This is a genomic window from Pseudoalteromonas sp. S1608 (assembly GCF_005887265.1).
GTDB classification, from domain to species: Bacteria; Pseudomonadota; Gammaproteobacteria; order Enterobacterales; family Alteromonadaceae; genus Pseudoalteromonas; species Pseudoalteromonas undina.
In genome coordinates this window covers 23,618-40,301 of sequence record NZ_PNDK01000024.1, presented here as the reverse complement: position 1 = coordinate 40,301, position 16,684 = coordinate 23,618, and the positions used below count along the sequence as shown (strand labels likewise).

The window sequence follows — 16,684 nt, the reverse complement described above, 5'->3', positions numbered from 1 at the left end:
GAATTTGTTATGTGAAAGTAGGACATTACCAGGCTCCAAATAAGAGAAAGCCCGATTCGAAAGAGTCGGGCTTTTTTACGTCTGCAGGAAAGTGAAAGTATTAGCCGTCAGCTATCAGCTGCACAGCGTTAACCTGACCATCGTAGCGTGGTTGAGTATTACGAAACCCATGGGCAAAGTAGCGCACCGACTCTAAATACAAGCAAGCCTGATTCAAAAGAGTCGGGCTTTTTTACGTCTACAGGAAAGTGAAAATACAGGAGCAAGGTGTAGGGAAATAGTTGTGGTATAGGGAATAACTAGTTGGGAAAATTAATATGTGGCTTTATGCGAATAAGTTACTAAGCTTGTGCGTAATTTGACTTGTTGCCTAACCAGCGTTGAATGAGAGGGTCTACATACTGAGGATATTGCTTCAACATCTGTTGTGCTATGGGTCTAACTTGATTTAAGGTCTGCTTATCTCTTGTTAAGTCTGCAATTTTAAATTCTGCTAAGCCGGTTTGTTTTGTTCCAAGGACTTCACCTGGGCCGCGTATTTCTAAATCACGTTCTGCGATAACAAATCCGTCGTTACTATCGCGCAGTACTCCTAACCGTTTCTGTGCGGTATGTGAAAGTGGTGCATGGTATAAAAGCACGCAGTGAGATGCCGTAGCTCCACGGCCTACGCGGCCACGTAGTTGGTGAAGCTGTGCTAAACCTAGGCGCTCAGGGTTTTCGATAATAATCAAACTCGCATTAGGCACATCAACCCCAACTTCGATCACGGTTGTTGCTACAAGTACATGAATTTTACCCGCTTTAAAGTCGCTCATAATGGCTTGCTTTTCCGTAGCTTTCATTCGCCCATGGACTAAGCCAATAGCAAGCTCAGGTAATGCTTCTTTTAGCTGTAATGCACTGTCTTCCGCTGCTTGGCATTGTAGTACTTCAGACTCGTCTATTAGTGTACATACCCAGTAAACCTGTCGACCTTGTTCGTTACAGGCAAGTTTTACGCGACTAATAATGTCATCTCGACGAGTATCAGGAATCGCAACTGTAGTGATAGGAGTCCGCCCAGGTGGTAATTCGTCAATCACTGAGGTTTCTAAGTCTGCATAGGCAGTCATCGCCAGCGTACGTGGTATAGGAGTTGCTGTCATTACTAGCTGATGTGGATAACAATCACTAAAACGGCCTTTTTCACGCAATGATAAACGTTGATGAACTCCAAAGCGGTGTTGTTCATCAATAATGATAAGTACAAGATTGTTAAATTTTACTTCATCTTGAAATAACGCATGGGTACCGATAATCATTTGCGCTTCACCTGAGGCGATCATTGCAAGTGTACTTACGCGCTCTTTACCTTTTGTTTTACCACCTAACCAAGCAACCGTTATTCCAAGGCTTTCAAACCAGCTAGAAAAGTTGATTCCGTGTTGCTCTGACAATATCTCTGTTGGCGCCATTAATGCGACCTGGTAGCCTTTTGCTATCGCAGTTAACGCGCTCAGTGCTGCGACTAGTGTTTTACCAGAGCCAACGTCCCCTTGGACAAGTCGCATCATAGGGTAAGCGTGTTGCATATCTTCTTTAATTTCTGATACCACACGGCTTTGTGCATTGGTTGGCGCAAAGGGTAATTGTGCTAAAAATTGTGTTTCTAATGAATTAGTGGGCTCAAGTGCAACGGCTTTAACTTGTTGTCCCTGTTCTCTTACTTTTAATAAACTGAGATTTTGCGCCAGTAATTCTTCAAATACGAGCCGCTGCTGAGCTGGGTGAGTCCCTTGTTCAAGCGCACTTATATCAACATCATTAGGAGGGCGATGCAGTAATAATAACGCATCACTTAACGGTAGTTGCGATGGTTGCCATTGTTGGGGAAGTAGCTCTTCTACTGCATACTTTTGAAGTAATTCTATTGCCTGTTCACTCAACGCCCTAATAGAGAGCTGCTTTAACCCCTCGGTTGTTGAGTAGACTGGCGTAAGTGTTGATGATGTTGGTTGTTGTTCAAAAGTGTCGCTAATACTGTATTCAGGATGACTCATTTCAAAGCCAATACGTCCGCGACGTATTTCGCCAAAGCAACGAATTATTTTGCCTGTGCTAAATGCATTTTTTTGTGCTGCGGTAAAATTAAAAAATCGTAGTGTTAACCTACCTGTACCATCATTTATTTGGCAAACCAGCATGCGCCGCTTTCCAAAGGTTATTTGACTGGTTTCAATGGTTGCTTGAACAGTTACGTGGCTATGAGGGGTCAACTCACTAATTGTATAAATACGGGTTCTGTCTTCATACCTAAGCGGCAAATGAAATAGTATGTCCTGTACTGTACTAATACCTAGCTTTAAAAGCCGTTCAGCCATTTTAGGACCAACGCCTTTAAGTTCTGTGATTGGGTATTGGCTTAAGCTAGGTTTAGACAATGTAGGCTCAATTATTAGTATTTAATAAGTTAAGTGTACTGATACACTGTATATGCATCAAGTATGTTTTAACGCCTGCCAATACTGTTCATCAGCAACAATTTCGCCGTTTTCATCAAGAGCAGGGTAAGGTAGGTTTTTTTGTTTGCATTGCCTTGCAATAATTGGGTGGCAGCCTTCAAAGTACATTGGGTGCTTAATTTCTTCACTCAGCATATTTCTATTGTATAAACCAGCTAGATCACGTTGACGCTGCGCCTCAAATAAAATTAGGGCTGCTGCAACGGATACATTTAACGACTGCACCATGCCTTGCATTGGAATAATGATGTTTTGATCTGCATACTCTAAGGCTTGTGGAGAGATCCCCGTTTTTTCTTGGCCGACAATAATTGCAGTAGGTTTGGTGTAATCAATTTCTCTGAAGTCGACAGCATCTTCACTTAAATGCGTCGCTAAAATTTGTACATCAGGATTATGAGCACGCATACTTGCAACGGCATCATCAATGTTTCTGTGAAGATGTGTGTCTAACCAGTTTTTACTACCACCAGAGGTATTATTGGTTAGCCACTTTTGTTTTTCTGGCCACACGGCATGCACATGATGACAACCAACGGCATCAGCCGTTCTAACAATTGCTGATAAGTTATGGTGTTTGTGTACGTCTTCTAAACACACGGTAAGGTCGGTTTGACGACGTGAAAGTACACTTTCGATTCTTTGGTAACGAGTTTGCTGCATGGGAGTCCTCTTTTTCGGCAAATTATACGAGATTTTTCACCTTAAGGCACCACTGTTCGACTAATCGGGTTTTGTAATGAGATCAGGGTTTCGGTTGATTGAATGGCTTCTATTGCCTGTATTTTATTGATTAATACATCTTGTAGATGATCGATAGAGCGGGTCATTACTTTAATAAAAATACTGTAATTACCAGTGGTGTAATATGCTTCGACCACTTCCTCTAATGATTCTAATTTTATAAGTGTTTGCGGATAATCGCGCGCGTTGTTCAAATTAATACCAATAAAACAACACACATCGTAACCTAATTGCTTTGTATTAATGGTTAGTTGAGTACCTGTGATGATCCCTGCATGTTTCATTTTTTCGATTCGCACATGAATTGTTCCTGCGCTTACACTAAAGCGTTTTGCTAATTCAGCATAAGGTGTACGCGCATTATCCATTAATGCATGCAGAATCTGTTTATCAAGATTATCGATTTGATAATTTTCCATAGATTTAACCGTCTTTAATTGTGGTATTAATTATTTTTATACCATTTTTTTAATGGTTTTAATATCGTAAAGCTATTTTTATTATGGGATATTGAATTAAATGGTTTAATTGTTACGATAACCTCATTGAAGCGTAATTGTGCGCTAAGTAGTAAATACAATAACTGGGAATGAGGCCAATTATTATGAGTTCACATTATGTGCAGCAGCAGCAGCAAATAAGTAAAGTTAAGCAGTTCTTTTCGCAGCAATTAGAACAAAAACTGGGCTTAATTGAAGTTCAAGCGCCTATTTTAGCTAAAGTAGGCGACGGTACACAGGATAACTTAAGTGGGCACGAGAACGCCGTGGCTGTAAATATTAAAGCAATTGCAGATAGCCGTTACGAAGTGGTGCATTCTCTTGCTAAGTGGAAGCGTAAAACCTTGGGTGAATATGGCTTTTCACAAGGTGAGGGAATTTATACGCAAATGAAAGCGTTGCGACCTGATGAAGATTCACTAAGCCCAATCCATTCTGTTTATGTTGATCAATGGGATTGGGAGCAAGTTATTTGTGAAAGTACGCAGCGTTCGCTATCTACTCTCAAGCAAACGGTTGAAACAATTTACCAAGGTATTAAAGTCACTGAACAATATGTTAGTGCAAGCTTTGGCTTAAGGGCATTTTTACCAGCTAAAATTACTTTTGTACACAGTGAAGAACTGCGTAAAATGTACCCTGACTTTAGCGCTAAGCAGCGTGAGAAAGCGATTGCTCAAGAATATGGTGCTGTGTTTTTAATTGGTATTGGCGGAGCATTAAGTGATGGTAAAATTCATGATGTGAGAGCGCCAGATTACGACGATTGGTCAACACCAACATGTGATCAGTATATGGGATTAAATGGCGATATTTTAGTATGGAATCCAATTCTTGAAGATGCTTTCGAAATATCATCTATGGGAATTCGAGTGAGCCCTGAAGTTTTGCAAGCTCAATTGGGAATTACCGGTGACGAAGACCGTTTAGAGTTTGATTGGCATAAAGCATTGTTAGAAAGTAAATTTCCTCAAACAATTGGTGGTGGTATTGGTCAGTCTCGCTTGGCTATGCTGTTATTACAAAAACAACACATAGGGCAAGTGCAGGTAGGTGTGTGGCCAGCGCAAACCTATGACAGTGTAGACGGTTTACTATAAAGAATAAGGGGCTGTCACTAACAGCTCCTTATAATTAAGTTTTAAACTCAATTTCTATTTTATTGTTTTCTAACTTAACATTACTTGGTGGAAAGTTACGAGTTGTTTTAAGTAACTTGTTGAATATATGAATTTCCACTCCAGAATGTAAAACGGTATTTACGGTTAAAATGGCTTCATCGAGCATGGTATTTAGTTTTTGCTCTAAACTCGCTATCTGCTTTTCTAGTTGTTCAGCTTGTTGACTATGATGTATCTGAGTTGATCCAATCTTATTCATGAGCTCGCTTTTTTTATCAGCATCTTTAATTAAATCTGCTTTTTCTAATGCAGCTTGTAAGCTATCAACCTGTTCATTTGCAGCTGTTAATTCACTAAAATATTTATCAATATCTTTGGTCATTTGAGTAGCTGAAGCGGCTAAATTAATTGCCATTTTAGCCCCTGATTCGTTACCAATCTCTCCGGCAATTAGTTTAGTGGCATCTAAAATTTCACCTCCAAATAACTTTCCTTTAGGTAGTTCTGATTGACCAATTTGAATTATATCTTTTGCTTTCATTGAGCTGTGGCTGGCTTGGCGGTCAAGCAATATGCTGTTAGCTTCAATGTAGCAATATTGAGAGTGTGAGGCATGCACATCACCTGCGCAAATTATTCTGCAAGACAGTGATTTATCTTCAGGCTTTTGATGACCAATCACTCCTTGTTTTACAAGTATATCGCCACCGGCGGTTAATTCTCCAGATTCGACTGTACCAAAAACGGTAATGTCACCTGTTGCATTTATCCTCATCCCTGGCTCTACATTTTTACTAACTATTACACTACCTTCAAAGTCGATATGGCCTGTTTTTACAGACACATCGTTAACAGTGAAAATATCGTCAACACGCATTCCGTTATTTATTTCAACAGGCACGCCGGCAATAGTTGAAAGTAATTCCATCGGGTTATTTTTTGATATTTCAGTACCCTCACCTGCAATTAGGGCATGAACTTGCCCTGGTTTGGCTGGTAAAACATCACCTATCACGGTAAACCCTTCTTGACCAGGAGTCGCAGGTTGCTGCTGGATTAGTAATTCACCCGGTTTAACACTTGCTAATTTACCAAAATCACGCATATCAACACTACCATCTTCTTTTAATTTGGGTGCTTTAAGGCGGTCTTTTAAGGTTTTAACCATGGCTTTAAATTTACTATCTTGGCCGTCAGTAGGTAAACGTCCTTTAGCGAGTGGTCCGCTAACTACAGAGCCCGGAGGAAGCTCAAATTGCTTTTGTAAAAGCTGCTCTAAAAATGCTTGTTTATAACCTCTAGCAACATGCGCTTTCACTAATTCTTTTTTAGCTTCATCAAAACTGAGTGTTGCGCCACCTTTGGCGAGAGTGAGCGTGCCAGTGGCTAGCATTTTATCATCGCTGATTTCAACGATTAAGGTTGCATCGTGGCGTGTTGCAACGACTAAGATTCGTTCAGGTGTTGCACTACTGAAATAGTTATTTATGGCGTCATGATCGATTTCACACTCGCTGTAAGGCGATTGTTCAATTGCTTCAATGATAAAAGCAGCACTGGTGGGTGCAGATTTACTCGTATCGAGCAATACATTGCCATTATGAGCAAGCTTAAACACAAGTTATCCTTTTCTACTACAAAAGTAAGGTTTAATAAAATAACGTGATTACAGAGTGCTAGAATTTTAGTTTTGAGTCAAGAATTCATCAAAGTGTAGCTATAGAATGGGATAAAAGCTATGAGCGGCGCTCATAGCTTATAGAGGTTAGTTTGTTGAAGGAAGTTCCATAATGCCGTCAATTTCTACTTGTACACCTTTAGGGAGTGCACGAACGCCAATAGCTGCACGCGCAGGGTAAGGCTGTTTAAAATATTGGCTCATAACTTCGTTCACAATGGCAAAGTTTGAAAGATCAGTAAGGTAAATATTAACTTTTACTAGGTCTTGAATAGAACCGCCAGCTTCCTCACAAACCGCACTGATATTTTTAAATACTTGATGTGTTTGCTCACTAAAGTCTTCAGAAATAACGTCCATTGTTTCTGGGACAAGTGGTATTTGCCCTGATAAATAAACAGCTGTACCCACTTTTACTGCTTGGCTATATGTACCAATTGCTGCAGGTGCTTTATCCGTTGATATAAATGCTTTATTCATGATGTTCCTATTTTATTTTTTACGATAGACTTTTTGTACATCGGGCATAACACGTATGCGGCGCATAATATTGGCGACATGAATACGGTTTTTAACTGTGATCCCTAAGTCTATCACGTATAAATTACTTTCTTTTTCATCGGTAGCTATTTCTACAATATTGGCCTGCGTAGTGGCGACCACATTGGTTAATTTAGCCAGCGCACCTTGGTGGTTAATGATTTCTACTCTTAAAGCCGCTATATATTCTTTTTCTGGATTATCATCCCATTTTACGACTAGGTATTTCGAACGATCATTTTCCCAACCACGAATATTTTTACACTCTTGGCGATGAACGGTTAAACCTTTACCTTGGCTAACATGGGCAGTAATAGCGTCTCCAGGTACAGGACGACAACATTTAGAATAATTAACCAACATACCTTCGGTACCAATAATAGTTGCCTTGGCACGCTTTGCGATGTCGTTTAAATCATCATTGTCGTTTTGTAACAAGCGTTTAGCAATCAGCATACTCATTAAGTTACCTGAGCCAATCTCTACTAGCAGTTCTAAGGTAGAGGAAAGCTCATGCTCTTCAAGCACTCGGGTAATATTTTCAGCTGGCAGGTTATCAAATTTGTTTTCCCCTAGCGCTGAGTCAAGTAAGCGACGACCAAGTAATAACGCTTCTTCATGCTGTTGACTTTTAAGGTAGTTGCGTACGCCTAAGCGTGCTTTGCCAGTAACAATAAAGTTAAGCCATGTTGCGTTAGGGTGAGCGCCTGAACTGGTAATAATCTCTATTGTTTGCCCTGTATCAATGGCTTTACTTAAAGGATAAGGCTTGCGGTTCACACGTGCACCGACACAAGTATTACCTACATCAGTATGAACGGCATAAGCAAAATCAACCGCCGTTGCACCCATAGGAAGTTCAATAATCCGACCATCTGGGGTAAAGACATAAATTTCTTCTGGGAATAGCTCTGTTTTTACATTCTCTACAAATTCAAACGAGGAACCTGCGCTTTGTTGTAATTCCAATAAGCTTTGCATCCATTGGCGTGCGCGCTGTTGCGCAGTATGACCCGCATTATCACCCGACTTTTTATACATCCAGTGAGCTGCGACCCCTTTATCAGCCATGTGATCCATATCTAAAGTACGGATTTGAATTTCTACAGGAATACCATGCGGGCCAACTAAAGAAGTATGTAATGATTGGTAACCATTAGTTTTTGGTACAGCAATATAGTCTTTAAAGCGGGTTTCAATTGGCTTATATAAGTTATGAGCTACACCAAGTACGCGATAACAGGTATCCATAGAGTCTACTGCAATACGAAATGCGTAAATATCCATGACTTCGTTAAACAGCAGCTCTTTGTTGAGCATTTTTTTATAAATACTGTATAGATGCTTTTCACGGCCTGATACGGTCGCTTTTATGCCAGATTCTTCAAGGCGAGCTTCAATTTCAGTTTGAATATTTGAAATAACTTCTTTGCGATTACCACGCGCTTTAGCCACTTCCGATTTAAGTGCACGATGACGCATAGGGTACAGTGCTTGAAAACCTAAATCTTCTAGCTCATTTTTTATATCATGAATACCTAAGCGATTAGCAATTGGTGCATAAATCTCAAGGGTTTCACGAGCAATACGGCGGCGTTTATCAGGACGAAGTGCGCCTAATGTGCGCATGTTGTGTGTTCTATCAGCTAGCTTGATTAAAATAACCCGAATATCTTGGGTCATTGCCATAATCATTTTTCGATAGTTTTCAGCTTGGAACTCTTTTTTATCTTTGAAGCTCAATTTATCAAGCTTGCTCACACCCTCTACGAGTTCTGCCACCGTTTCACCAAATATTTCAGCTAAATCTTGTTGGCTAAAATCGGTATCTTCAATCACATCATGCATGAGTGCTGCCATGAGCGTTTCATGGTCAAGATGCATGCTTGCTAATATTTGAGTGACTTCAACGGGGTGAGTAATGTAAGGCTCGCCACTTGAACGAGTTTGACCCTCATGAGCCTCTCGGGCTACCACGTAGGCTTTTTGAACTAGCTCAACATCGTCTGCTGGCAAGTATTTTGAGATTTTCTTTTTAAGACCTTCAAAAAGATACATTCACACTCCAATGTTCTCGTGAAGCAAATAAGTTAGGATAAGTTACGAATATACGATGAAAACAAAGGATTGCCAACGGCTATAGTTGAAAAACTATGCCGTTAGCTAAATCAGACCGGGCGGTTGATTATTGGTTGCCACCAACAATGGCAGCAACAGCAGCTAGTTCTGCCGCTTCTTGATGTTGTTGTTCTTCACGGTCAATAACATCCATTGAAGAATTATCAACTAAACCAAGTTCGATTTCACGTAAAGCAACAACTGTCGGCTTATCGTTCTCAGGATCTACTAGTGGATCTTTACCACCAACAGCAATTTGGCGGGCACGACGGGCCGCAACTAAAATTAAGTCAAAACGATTACCAATTGCATCTACTGCATCTTCAACTGTTACGCGAGCCATCTTAGCACTCCAAAATAATTTAAAAGCAAAGGCGTAGTTTACTGCACGCAGCAAGTTTCGCCAATAGCCAGTGGTTAATTTTTATCTATTTTAAGGCATGAACCGAAAATTAATCGTAATTTAGATTACTTGAGCAGCTCATTAATTAAAGTTTGATGACGTGTTGTTTGTGCTTTTAGCGTTAATCGCTGTGCAATTACTATGGTTTCTAAATCGCATAGAGCAGTATCAAAATCATCATTCACTACAACATAGTCGTATTCGTTGTAATGAGAGGTTTCTGATTGAGCTTGCGCCATTCGACCTGCAATAATTTCAGCAGAGTCTTGGCCGCGATTATTTAAACGTTGCTCTAGTTCTTGTTTTGATGGCGGAAGAATAAAGATAGTTTTTACGTCGTCCATTATTTCTCGAACTTGGCGAGCGCCTTGCCAGTCAATATCTAAAAATACATCAATACCTGCGGCGAGTTGCTCTTCAATCGCTTGCTTAGAAGTACCATAATAGTTATCAAATACTTGTGCCCATTCAAAAAAATCATCTTTGGCAATCAGCGCTTTAAACTCATCAACTGATACAAAGTGGTAATGTTCTGCATTATTTTCACCAGGGCGCGGTGCGCGAGTGGTGTGCGATACCGATACTTTCATATCAGTATGCTTTTTCAGTAGTGCATTTATTAAGCTAGATTTACCTGCCCCAGAAGGTGCCGATAAAATGAATAAGTTTCCGCGAGAGTGTGCCATGATTTTTTACCTAAAATGAACAAGCACAGCCGTTAAAAAGGCCTGCCTTAATTTTACTATTGTACTTTATTTAATGAAGCTTACTCAACTGCTGCATACTTAGAGCAAATAGCCCGTGTCTAAGAGCATAGATACAGAGAGTTTGTGAAGGTGATTTTTACTCTCGCATAATGCAAAGACATGTGTTGCAACTTGCATATCTAAGTGATGTAATTTTTTATTATTATTTAAATTCAATAGGTTAAAGTTTGGAATAAAGTCTGCATTAGTTCAACTATGTAACTATAGAGGGCTTACGTATGAAATTAACCCATCTCGGAAAAGTTTGCTGTGTATTGTGGCCTTGCACCGTTTTTAGTCAGCCATTTGAGAATTGTCCAAGCCAGGCTTTTTTAATGCAAGATGCTAAAGCACAGTTATACGGTATAGATTTAGTATCGGCTAAGCCTACGGTGTTAGCCGCGACTTTAACGTTTGCTACTGAGGCAAACAATGAAAGCGTAAATGCCATTGGCTTTAATTATAAAGATCAGTATTTGTATGGCTTTAGTCGCCAAGCACCAAAAAGTGTGGTGCAAATAGACAGTAACTACCAAATGGCTCGCTTAAATATCACAGGGCTGCCAGATACTAATTTTTATGTAGGTGACATTCAGGTAACAGGCGATGCAGCAAATCAGCGCGCTTCATATTATGTTTATACTCCTCGGTTTGGCCTTTACGAAATCGATTTAAACTCAGATCTAACCGCTGAAATTACTGCACAGCTTTTACCTAATAGTGCCAACTGGAATTTAGGAATTTATGATTTTGCCTTTCATCCACAAAGTAATTTACTTTATGCAGTTGAATCAAATGGCGATTTGCATGAAATTAACGTTGCTAATAATACCTCTAAATTTATAACTCAGCTCGATATTGGTGATGATACGGGCGCATTTGGTGCCGCTTACTTTGATATTGACGGTCAGTTTTACTTTAGTAATAACAAAAGCGGAAAAATACATAAAGTTAATTTAAGTATTAGCCCCGTAGTTGGCTACACACCAACAGCAAACGTATTTACCTCAGGGCCTAAATCTAGTCAAAATGATGGTGCGCGATGCGCTATTGCAGAAGTTGCAGTTACCGATAGTTCTATTGATTTTGGTGATGCTCCTCGTCCATATAACACGAGTCTTGAGCAAAGTGGCGCTCGACACTTATTTGATCCTAGTAGTACTGGCAGTAATCTTATTTACTTGGGTGAGACGGTCGATGGCGAAAATATCAATACGAATGACGATTTAATCAATAACCCCATAGATGACTCTGATGACGGGGTTAGCTTTGTTACCGCGATTGCTGCAGGACAAGATAGCCAAATCATTGTCAACGCGTCAGCTGATAGCTTTTTATATGCTTGGTTTGACTGGGATCAAAATGGTGGCTTTAGTGAATCCGAACGCATGGTAACTAAGTATCAGCTTAACAAAGGTGATAATAGTATTTTAGTTAGCGTACCGAGTAATGTTAAAGCAGGACAAACATGGGCTCGCTTTCGAGTTACTGATGGTTCTGAGGCATCATTAATTACTGCCACGGGTGGAGTGCTAGGTGGCGAAGTGGAAGATTATCCAATAACTACATTTGCTAGCGCTGTTTACCCTGGTGAAAACGATTGGGTAACGCTTGCCTATGAAGATAAATGGCCGTTTTCAGGCGATTACGACTTTAATGATGTGGTTGTAAATTATCGTACTACGCAGCTAATTGAAGGAAGCAATGTGGTTGGCTATAAAATTGATGGTCAACTTGTTGGGGTGGGTGCAACTTATCATAATGGTTTTGCTGTTAGGCTTACAGAAACTATTAATAACATAACCAATACAATTTTAAGTAGTGAAATTGATGAGCAAAATATTATTTACACTATCAATGGAGAGCCGCAACTAGACTCGCCATTAGAAGCAAACCGTGATCAGGCAATTTTGATTTTTATGCAAGATACTTGGCAACATATTACGAAGCAAGCTGGCTGCGATTACTTTAGAACCGAAAGCAATTGTGACGCAAACAGTAAAGTAACGTTTAGTATGACTATTCCATTAAAAGCAGCTAAAGCGCTAGCGAATGCACCTGGTACGCTACTCGACCCATTCATTTTTGGTGCCGAAGGATTTTATCATGGTGACTTTTTAGTTGGTAAAAATGCAAGAAGCTGGGAAGTTCATCTAAAAAACCAAGCGCCAACAGAGGCTTTCGATAGTAGTTTATTCGCTGTTAATGGTGCAGATGATGCCACTCAGCAAGCCTCTGAGTTATTTTTTCAAACTGAAAATGGCCTTCCATGGGCGATTGAAGTCGGTATGCAGTGGCTACATCCACTTGAAGGGGTAGACATCACCAACGCTTATGATCGTTTTGCTAATTTTGCGCAGTCGTCAGGTCAGCAAGCGCCGCAGTGGTTCAACAGTTACAACGCACCGAGTGTGGTTGTTAAAGGAGAACAGTAATGAATAAATTAACCGTTATCTTATGCTCATTATCACTGTTAACAGCCTGCGGGGGCGGAGGCGATGAAAGTGCAGCACCTGCCCCGACTAATGTAGCTCCACCAGTTGCTGATCCAGTAACAGCCGAGCCCCAAGGAATGGCAAACTTAGTTATCAATAATGACTTTAACTTATCAACAAAATTTAATTTAGCTATTGATGTAGCGCTTTCTAGAGGTGATGAAAGAGCGTATCTGAATATTTGTCAGAAAAAATCGAATGCAGAGCGAGCAGATTACAATAATTGCTTATTTAGAGCCCCTTTAACGCAAGGGGCACTCACAACTACCCTTGCGATGAGCAGACAAGATATAGAGCTAGTAGCGGAAATTTGGTTTTACGATACCAGCACCCAACCACTTGCTTTTACTTGGCAGTTTGATGCTCAAACACAAAACCAAATGTTTGAGATTAGATAACATCAGGTTATGTCGAGTTCTGGTTAAGTTTTTTCGGCTTAATTGATAAAACTTAAAGTTAAGATAAAGAATATACTCAGGTATATTCTTTTTTATTGTTAAAAGGGGCGTTCATGTTCAAGGTTATTTCGAGTAGGCGGTGTAATTCAAAAAGAGGTTATAGCATTGCTGTCATTACAGTAATTGCATTTATGCTAATTGTTGCCGCATTTAATCCGTGGCAATTTTATTACGCTGATTTATTAATATCCTTTCGGTTTCCTTTGTTAGCTGCTGCGTTGTTTTTTGCATTGTTACTGCTTGCGCTAAAAAAACTATGGCTAGGGGGAGTGATTGCGATTATTTGTATTATCAATTTAAGTTCACTGGTGCCGCTGCATTCATTAGAAGTCGTTCCCTCGAAGGCTGCGATAACAGTTAAGCAAATTAATCTAAATTACAATAATCCCTATGTAGACATGCATCTAAAAAACTTACAAAACCAGCAATGGGATGTGCTTGTTTTGCAAGAGTTTAGCGATTTAAACCGGCATTTACTCACGCCTTTTTTAAATAAAGCCAGTTTGTTTGGTTATCGCGAAGTCGAAGGGATCCCTTACGGGATTGTGGTTATTTCGCGTTTACCGATTATACACAGACAGCAAGTTAAATTAGATGGCGACCGATTAGGTTATATAAAGCTTAAGCTATTATTAGATAAGCACTCAATTACCGCTTTTATTGCCCACCCACCTTCACCTAGAACCGCTACTCATTGGCATAATCGTAATCGGTTATTATCAGTAATGAACGAGGCGAGTACAAAAGAGATAGATCCTTGGTTTATTGCGGGAGATCTAAATATTGTTCCCTGGTCTGGCTATTTTAATTGGTCTAATGCGCAAAGTTGTTATGCAGCTGCAAATGCATATACCAGCTTTGCACCTACTGCAATAGAGCACACTTTAATGACGGGCTTGCCAATTGACCATTGTATTTTTAATCAAGAGTTTAATTTATCTTCTTTGGAAGTGAGTGAGTTTAAAGGAAGCGATCATAAAATATTAAGTTATACATTAAACTTAAAAAGTTAGATGAAGTATTTATTTTAGGCTAATACACAACAAGTAGCTTAAACGCTACTTGTTGTGTATTAGCAAAGTAATTATGGTGCAGTAGTAAATGTGGTTTTTAAATCATGTAATAAATGGCGTAAATTACGTTTATGCGGGAATAGCGTAAACGCGGCTGTTGTAATTGATAACGCTTTGAACTTTGAGCCTATTTCTCGATAATATTCACCGTAACATTCTAATATACGTGCTTGTGCTTTTATTTGTGCAATCATTCCAGCATCTCTTTTGCAGCGTGAAACAATTTCTTTCATCGCATTGAGCCTGTTTTTACGATTTGCGGTAATAGAGCCCGCTCTCATCAAGTAATCCATGGCTACGCGCGGCGAAAAAGCTACATCACCAATTCTTGCAAGTTTTAACCAGCAATCCCAATCACTTGCGCTGTTTAATATGTTATCAAATCGGCCGATATAATTAATGGCTGAACGTTTAACCATAACCGAAGAGGTACCAATCACATTGGCAAAAATAAGCAAGTCTATTGGCGATTTTAAGTTTTGGTATCCCATATCTTTCTTATCAACAAATTTTGAAAACTCAGGCCAAAAAGAAAAGCAATCAACAATTGGCTCATAATCTTCATTTACATGCATATAGTTAGTAAAGCTTAAAACACATTCGGGGTTTTCTTTCATATAACCTAATTGCTCATACAACTTATCATCACTCCAATAGTCGTCGGCATCTAAGAATGCAATGTAGTCCCCTTTAGAAGCTGCAATAGCGCGGTTGCGTACATTAACTACACCGGTATTTTCTTGTTCTAAAATAACCAGCTGTGGAAATGTGTTCTGCGCTTTTCTCAACCAATCAACACTGCCATCGGTTGAGCCATCGTCTACAACGATAATTTCTAGACTGACATTTTTTTGAGCAATAACACTGCTCAGTGCTTTTGCTAAATACTGTTTGCAATTGTAGTTTGGGATAATAACGCTTATTTCTATATTCATGAGCTGCACCCTGGCTTCTATTAATTAACTAGGTAAGTACTACGCAAGTTAAGCGCCAAGTATTTTTATAGCTTTGTGGGGTGTTTTTTGTCTAATGCTTTGCATTTTGCAATATATGTTCGCAAATTGACTTAAATCTTACCACTTTCAGTGCTTTTTAACCGGGCACAGTTCTTGCGAAATAACCATCAGAATCTTTTGGAGTATTTAGCATGAAACATATAGGTATTGTTGTACCAAGCTTCCATATCCCGTCGGAAACCTTTGTGGTGACAGAAATAAATGCACTTGTTAAAGCTGGGCATAAAGTAAGTGTTATTACCTTTGAAAATTTAAATACCAGTGCCAACCTTGATAGCAGTGTAAATGTAATTATTATTAAAAAGTCTTTTGGTGCTGCTGCTAAATTTGCAACCTTGAAACCGTTAGCAGCACTTAATGCTACCAAAATTGCTTTTCGCTTTACCTCAATCTCAGCCATATCGCTTCTAGGGTATGGGTTAAACATCGCAGAAATAATTAAGCGGCACGGTATCTCCCATATACATTGTCACTTTATGCATGCACCGCTGGCATATTCGATTGTTGCTAGCAAAATTGCGGGTATTAGTGTCTCTTCAATCGGCCATGGTCATGATGTGTATGTAAACGATACCGATCTAAAACTTAAACTTTCGTTATGTGATTTCTCGGTTGCTGTGTGTAAAGACATGGCTCAAAAACTAAGTAATTACAAGGTAGGAAAAGTTGAGCTATTGCATTGCGGTGTTGATTTAAGCCTATTTAGCTGCACTCCAAATCGACTTAATGAGTCAGTTAAACTGTTATTTATTGGACGCTTAGTTGAGAAAAAAGGACTGCAATTTCTTTTACCCGCTATAAAAAAATTAAGTAAAAAATACGCAATATGCTTAGACATCGTTGGCGAAGGCCCATTAATGAATGATTTAAAATTTTTGTGTGAAGAACTCGGTCTTGATAAAGATGTTCGCTTTTTGGGGCGTCGTACGCCTCTTTGGTTATCAAAAAATACCAGTAATTACTCGGCACTGGTTGCGCCATTTTGTGTATCTAGTAATGGTGACAGAGACACCGGGCCTGTGGTTCTCAAAGAGGCTATGGCAAGTGGTATTCCTGTGCTAACGACCAAGCTTATGGGGGCAAAAGAAATTGTAAATGATTCTGTTGGCTTTAAATGTGAGCCTTCAAGCATTATTGGTTTAGAGACTATTTTAACTCAATTCTGTGAGCTTAATCCGTATGAACGATATGCCAAAGGTATCAATGCTAAGCGGTTGGTTGCAAATAAATTTAATGCCAGCTCACAAGCTAAAAAGCTGTCATCTTGGGTGCAAAACTCTTAAGGAAT

At 39.6% G+C, this 16,684-nt stretch carries 14 protein-coding genes; 5 read left to right on the top strand and 9 right to left on the bottom strand.

The annotated features are described in order from the left end of the window. Window positions 1-341 precede the first annotated feature (341 nt). From recG to asnC, 3 genes are read right to left on the bottom strand one after another with little or no spacing between them, the layout of a single operon-like run. Window positions 342-2,423, bottom strand: a complete 2,082-nt coding sequence (gene recG / locus CWB75_RS11300; RefSeq protein WP_138570675.1) for an ATP-dependent DNA helicase RecG — start codon at window positions 2,421-2,423, stop codon at window positions 342-344. 57 nt (window positions 2,424-2,480) lie between these two features. Beyond that, window positions 2,481-3,167, bottom strand: coding sequence for a tRNA (guanosine(18)-2'-O)-methyltransferase TrmH (gene trmH / locus CWB75_RS11295; RefSeq protein WP_138570674.1), 687 nt, complete (start codon window positions 3,165-3,167; stop codon window positions 2,481-2,483). A gap of 41 nt (window positions 3,168-3,208) precedes the next feature. Next, window positions 3,209-3,667, bottom strand: a complete 459-nt coding sequence (asnC, locus tag CWB75_RS11290) for a transcriptional regulator AsnC (RefSeq protein ID WP_008108204.1) — start codon at window positions 3,665-3,667, stop codon at window positions 3,209-3,211. Window positions 3,668-3,852: 185 nt separating this feature from the next. Between asnC and asnA the strand changes: the two genes are divergently transcribed. Further along, window positions 3,853-4,848 (top strand): aspartate--ammonia ligase, encoded by a 996-nt coding sequence (gene asnA, locus CWB75_RS11285; protein WP_138570673.1) that lies wholly within the window; start codon window positions 3,853-3,855, stop codon window positions 4,846-4,848. Between the two features lie 34 nt (window positions 4,849-4,882). Here asnA and CWB75_RS11280 read toward each other — a convergent pair whose 3' ends face one another. The 5 genes from CWB75_RS11280 to gmk form a co-directional block, all read right to left on the bottom strand. After that, window positions 4,883-6,487 (bottom strand): flagellar assembly protein A, encoded by a 1,605-nt coding sequence (locus CWB75_RS11280; RefSeq protein WP_138570672.1) that lies wholly within the window; start codon window positions 6,485-6,487, stop codon window positions 4,883-4,885. 147 nt (window positions 6,488-6,634) lie between these two features. Further along, on the bottom strand, window positions 6,635-7,027 hold the full coding sequence (gene ridA, locus CWB75_RS11275; RefSeq protein WP_010392969.1) for a deaminase RidA: 393 nt from the start codon (window positions 7,025-7,027) through the stop codon (window positions 6,635-6,637). A 12-nt stretch (window positions 7,028-7,039) separates the two neighbouring features. Further along, window positions 7,040-9,145: a bifunctional GTP diphosphokinase/guanosine-3',5'-bis pyrophosphate 3'-pyrophosphohydrolase gene (gene spoT / locus CWB75_RS11270; RefSeq protein ID WP_010392967.1), complete on the bottom strand. Its 2,106-nt coding sequence runs from the start codon at window positions 9,143-9,145 to the stop codon at window positions 7,040-7,042. Between the two features lie 127 nt (window positions 9,146-9,272). Continuing rightward, the gene (gene rpoZ, locus CWB75_RS11265; protein ID WP_008108220.1) at window positions 9,273-9,548 is read right to left on the bottom strand and encodes a DNA-directed RNA polymerase subunit omega; all 276 of its coding nucleotides are present in this window, start codon (window positions 9,546-9,548) and stop codon (window positions 9,273-9,275) included. 125 nt (window positions 9,549-9,673) lie between these two features. After that, window positions 9,674-10,294, bottom strand: coding sequence for a guanylate kinase (gene gmk, locus CWB75_RS11260; protein ID WP_138570671.1), 621 nt, complete (start codon window positions 10,292-10,294; stop codon window positions 9,674-9,676). 299 nt (window positions 10,295-10,593) lie between these two features. On the opposite strand from gmk, the gene CWB75_RS11255 reads away from it, so the two are divergent. The 3 genes from CWB75_RS11255 to CWB75_RS11245 all read left to right on the top strand — a co-directional run bounded on the left by CWB75_RS11255 (window position 10,594) and on the right by CWB75_RS11245 (window position 14,320). Next, window positions 10,594-12,789: an LruC domain-containing protein gene (locus tag CWB75_RS11255; protein ID WP_138570670.1), complete on the top strand. Its 2,196-nt coding sequence runs from the start codon at window positions 10,594-10,596 to the stop codon at window positions 12,787-12,789. Then, on the top strand, window positions 12,789-13,247 hold the full coding sequence (locus CWB75_RS11250) for a hypothetical protein (protein WP_055013274.1): 459 nt from the start codon (window positions 12,789-12,791) through the stop codon (window positions 13,245-13,247). Before CWB75_RS11255 ends, CWB75_RS11250 begins: the two co-directional genes overlap by 1 nt. A gap of 113 nt (window positions 13,248-13,360) precedes the next feature. Continuing rightward, window positions 13,361-14,320 carry an endonuclease/exonuclease/phosphatase family protein gene (locus CWB75_RS11245; RefSeq protein ID WP_249362324.1) on the top strand — a complete coding sequence of 320 codons (960 nt, stop codon included), beginning with the start codon at window positions 13,361-13,363 and terminating at the stop codon, window positions 14,318-14,320. A gap of 71 nt (window positions 14,321-14,391) precedes the next feature. On the opposite strand, the gene CWB75_RS11240 is transcribed toward CWB75_RS11245, so the two are convergent. Continuing rightward, the gene (locus CWB75_RS11240; protein WP_010392951.1) at window positions 14,392-15,315 is read right to left on the bottom strand and encodes a glycosyltransferase family 2 protein; all 924 of its coding nucleotides are present in this window, start codon (window positions 15,313-15,315) and stop codon (window positions 14,392-14,394) included. A gap of 212 nt (window positions 15,316-15,527) precedes the next feature. On the opposite strand from CWB75_RS11240, the gene CWB75_RS11235 reads away from it, so the two are divergent. After that, complete coding sequence (locus CWB75_RS11235) at window positions 15,528-16,679, top strand: glycosyltransferase (protein ID WP_055013276.1); 1,152 nt, start codon at window positions 15,528-15,530, stop codon at window positions 16,677-16,679. The last annotated feature ends 5 nt before the right edge of the window (window positions 16,680-16,684 follow it).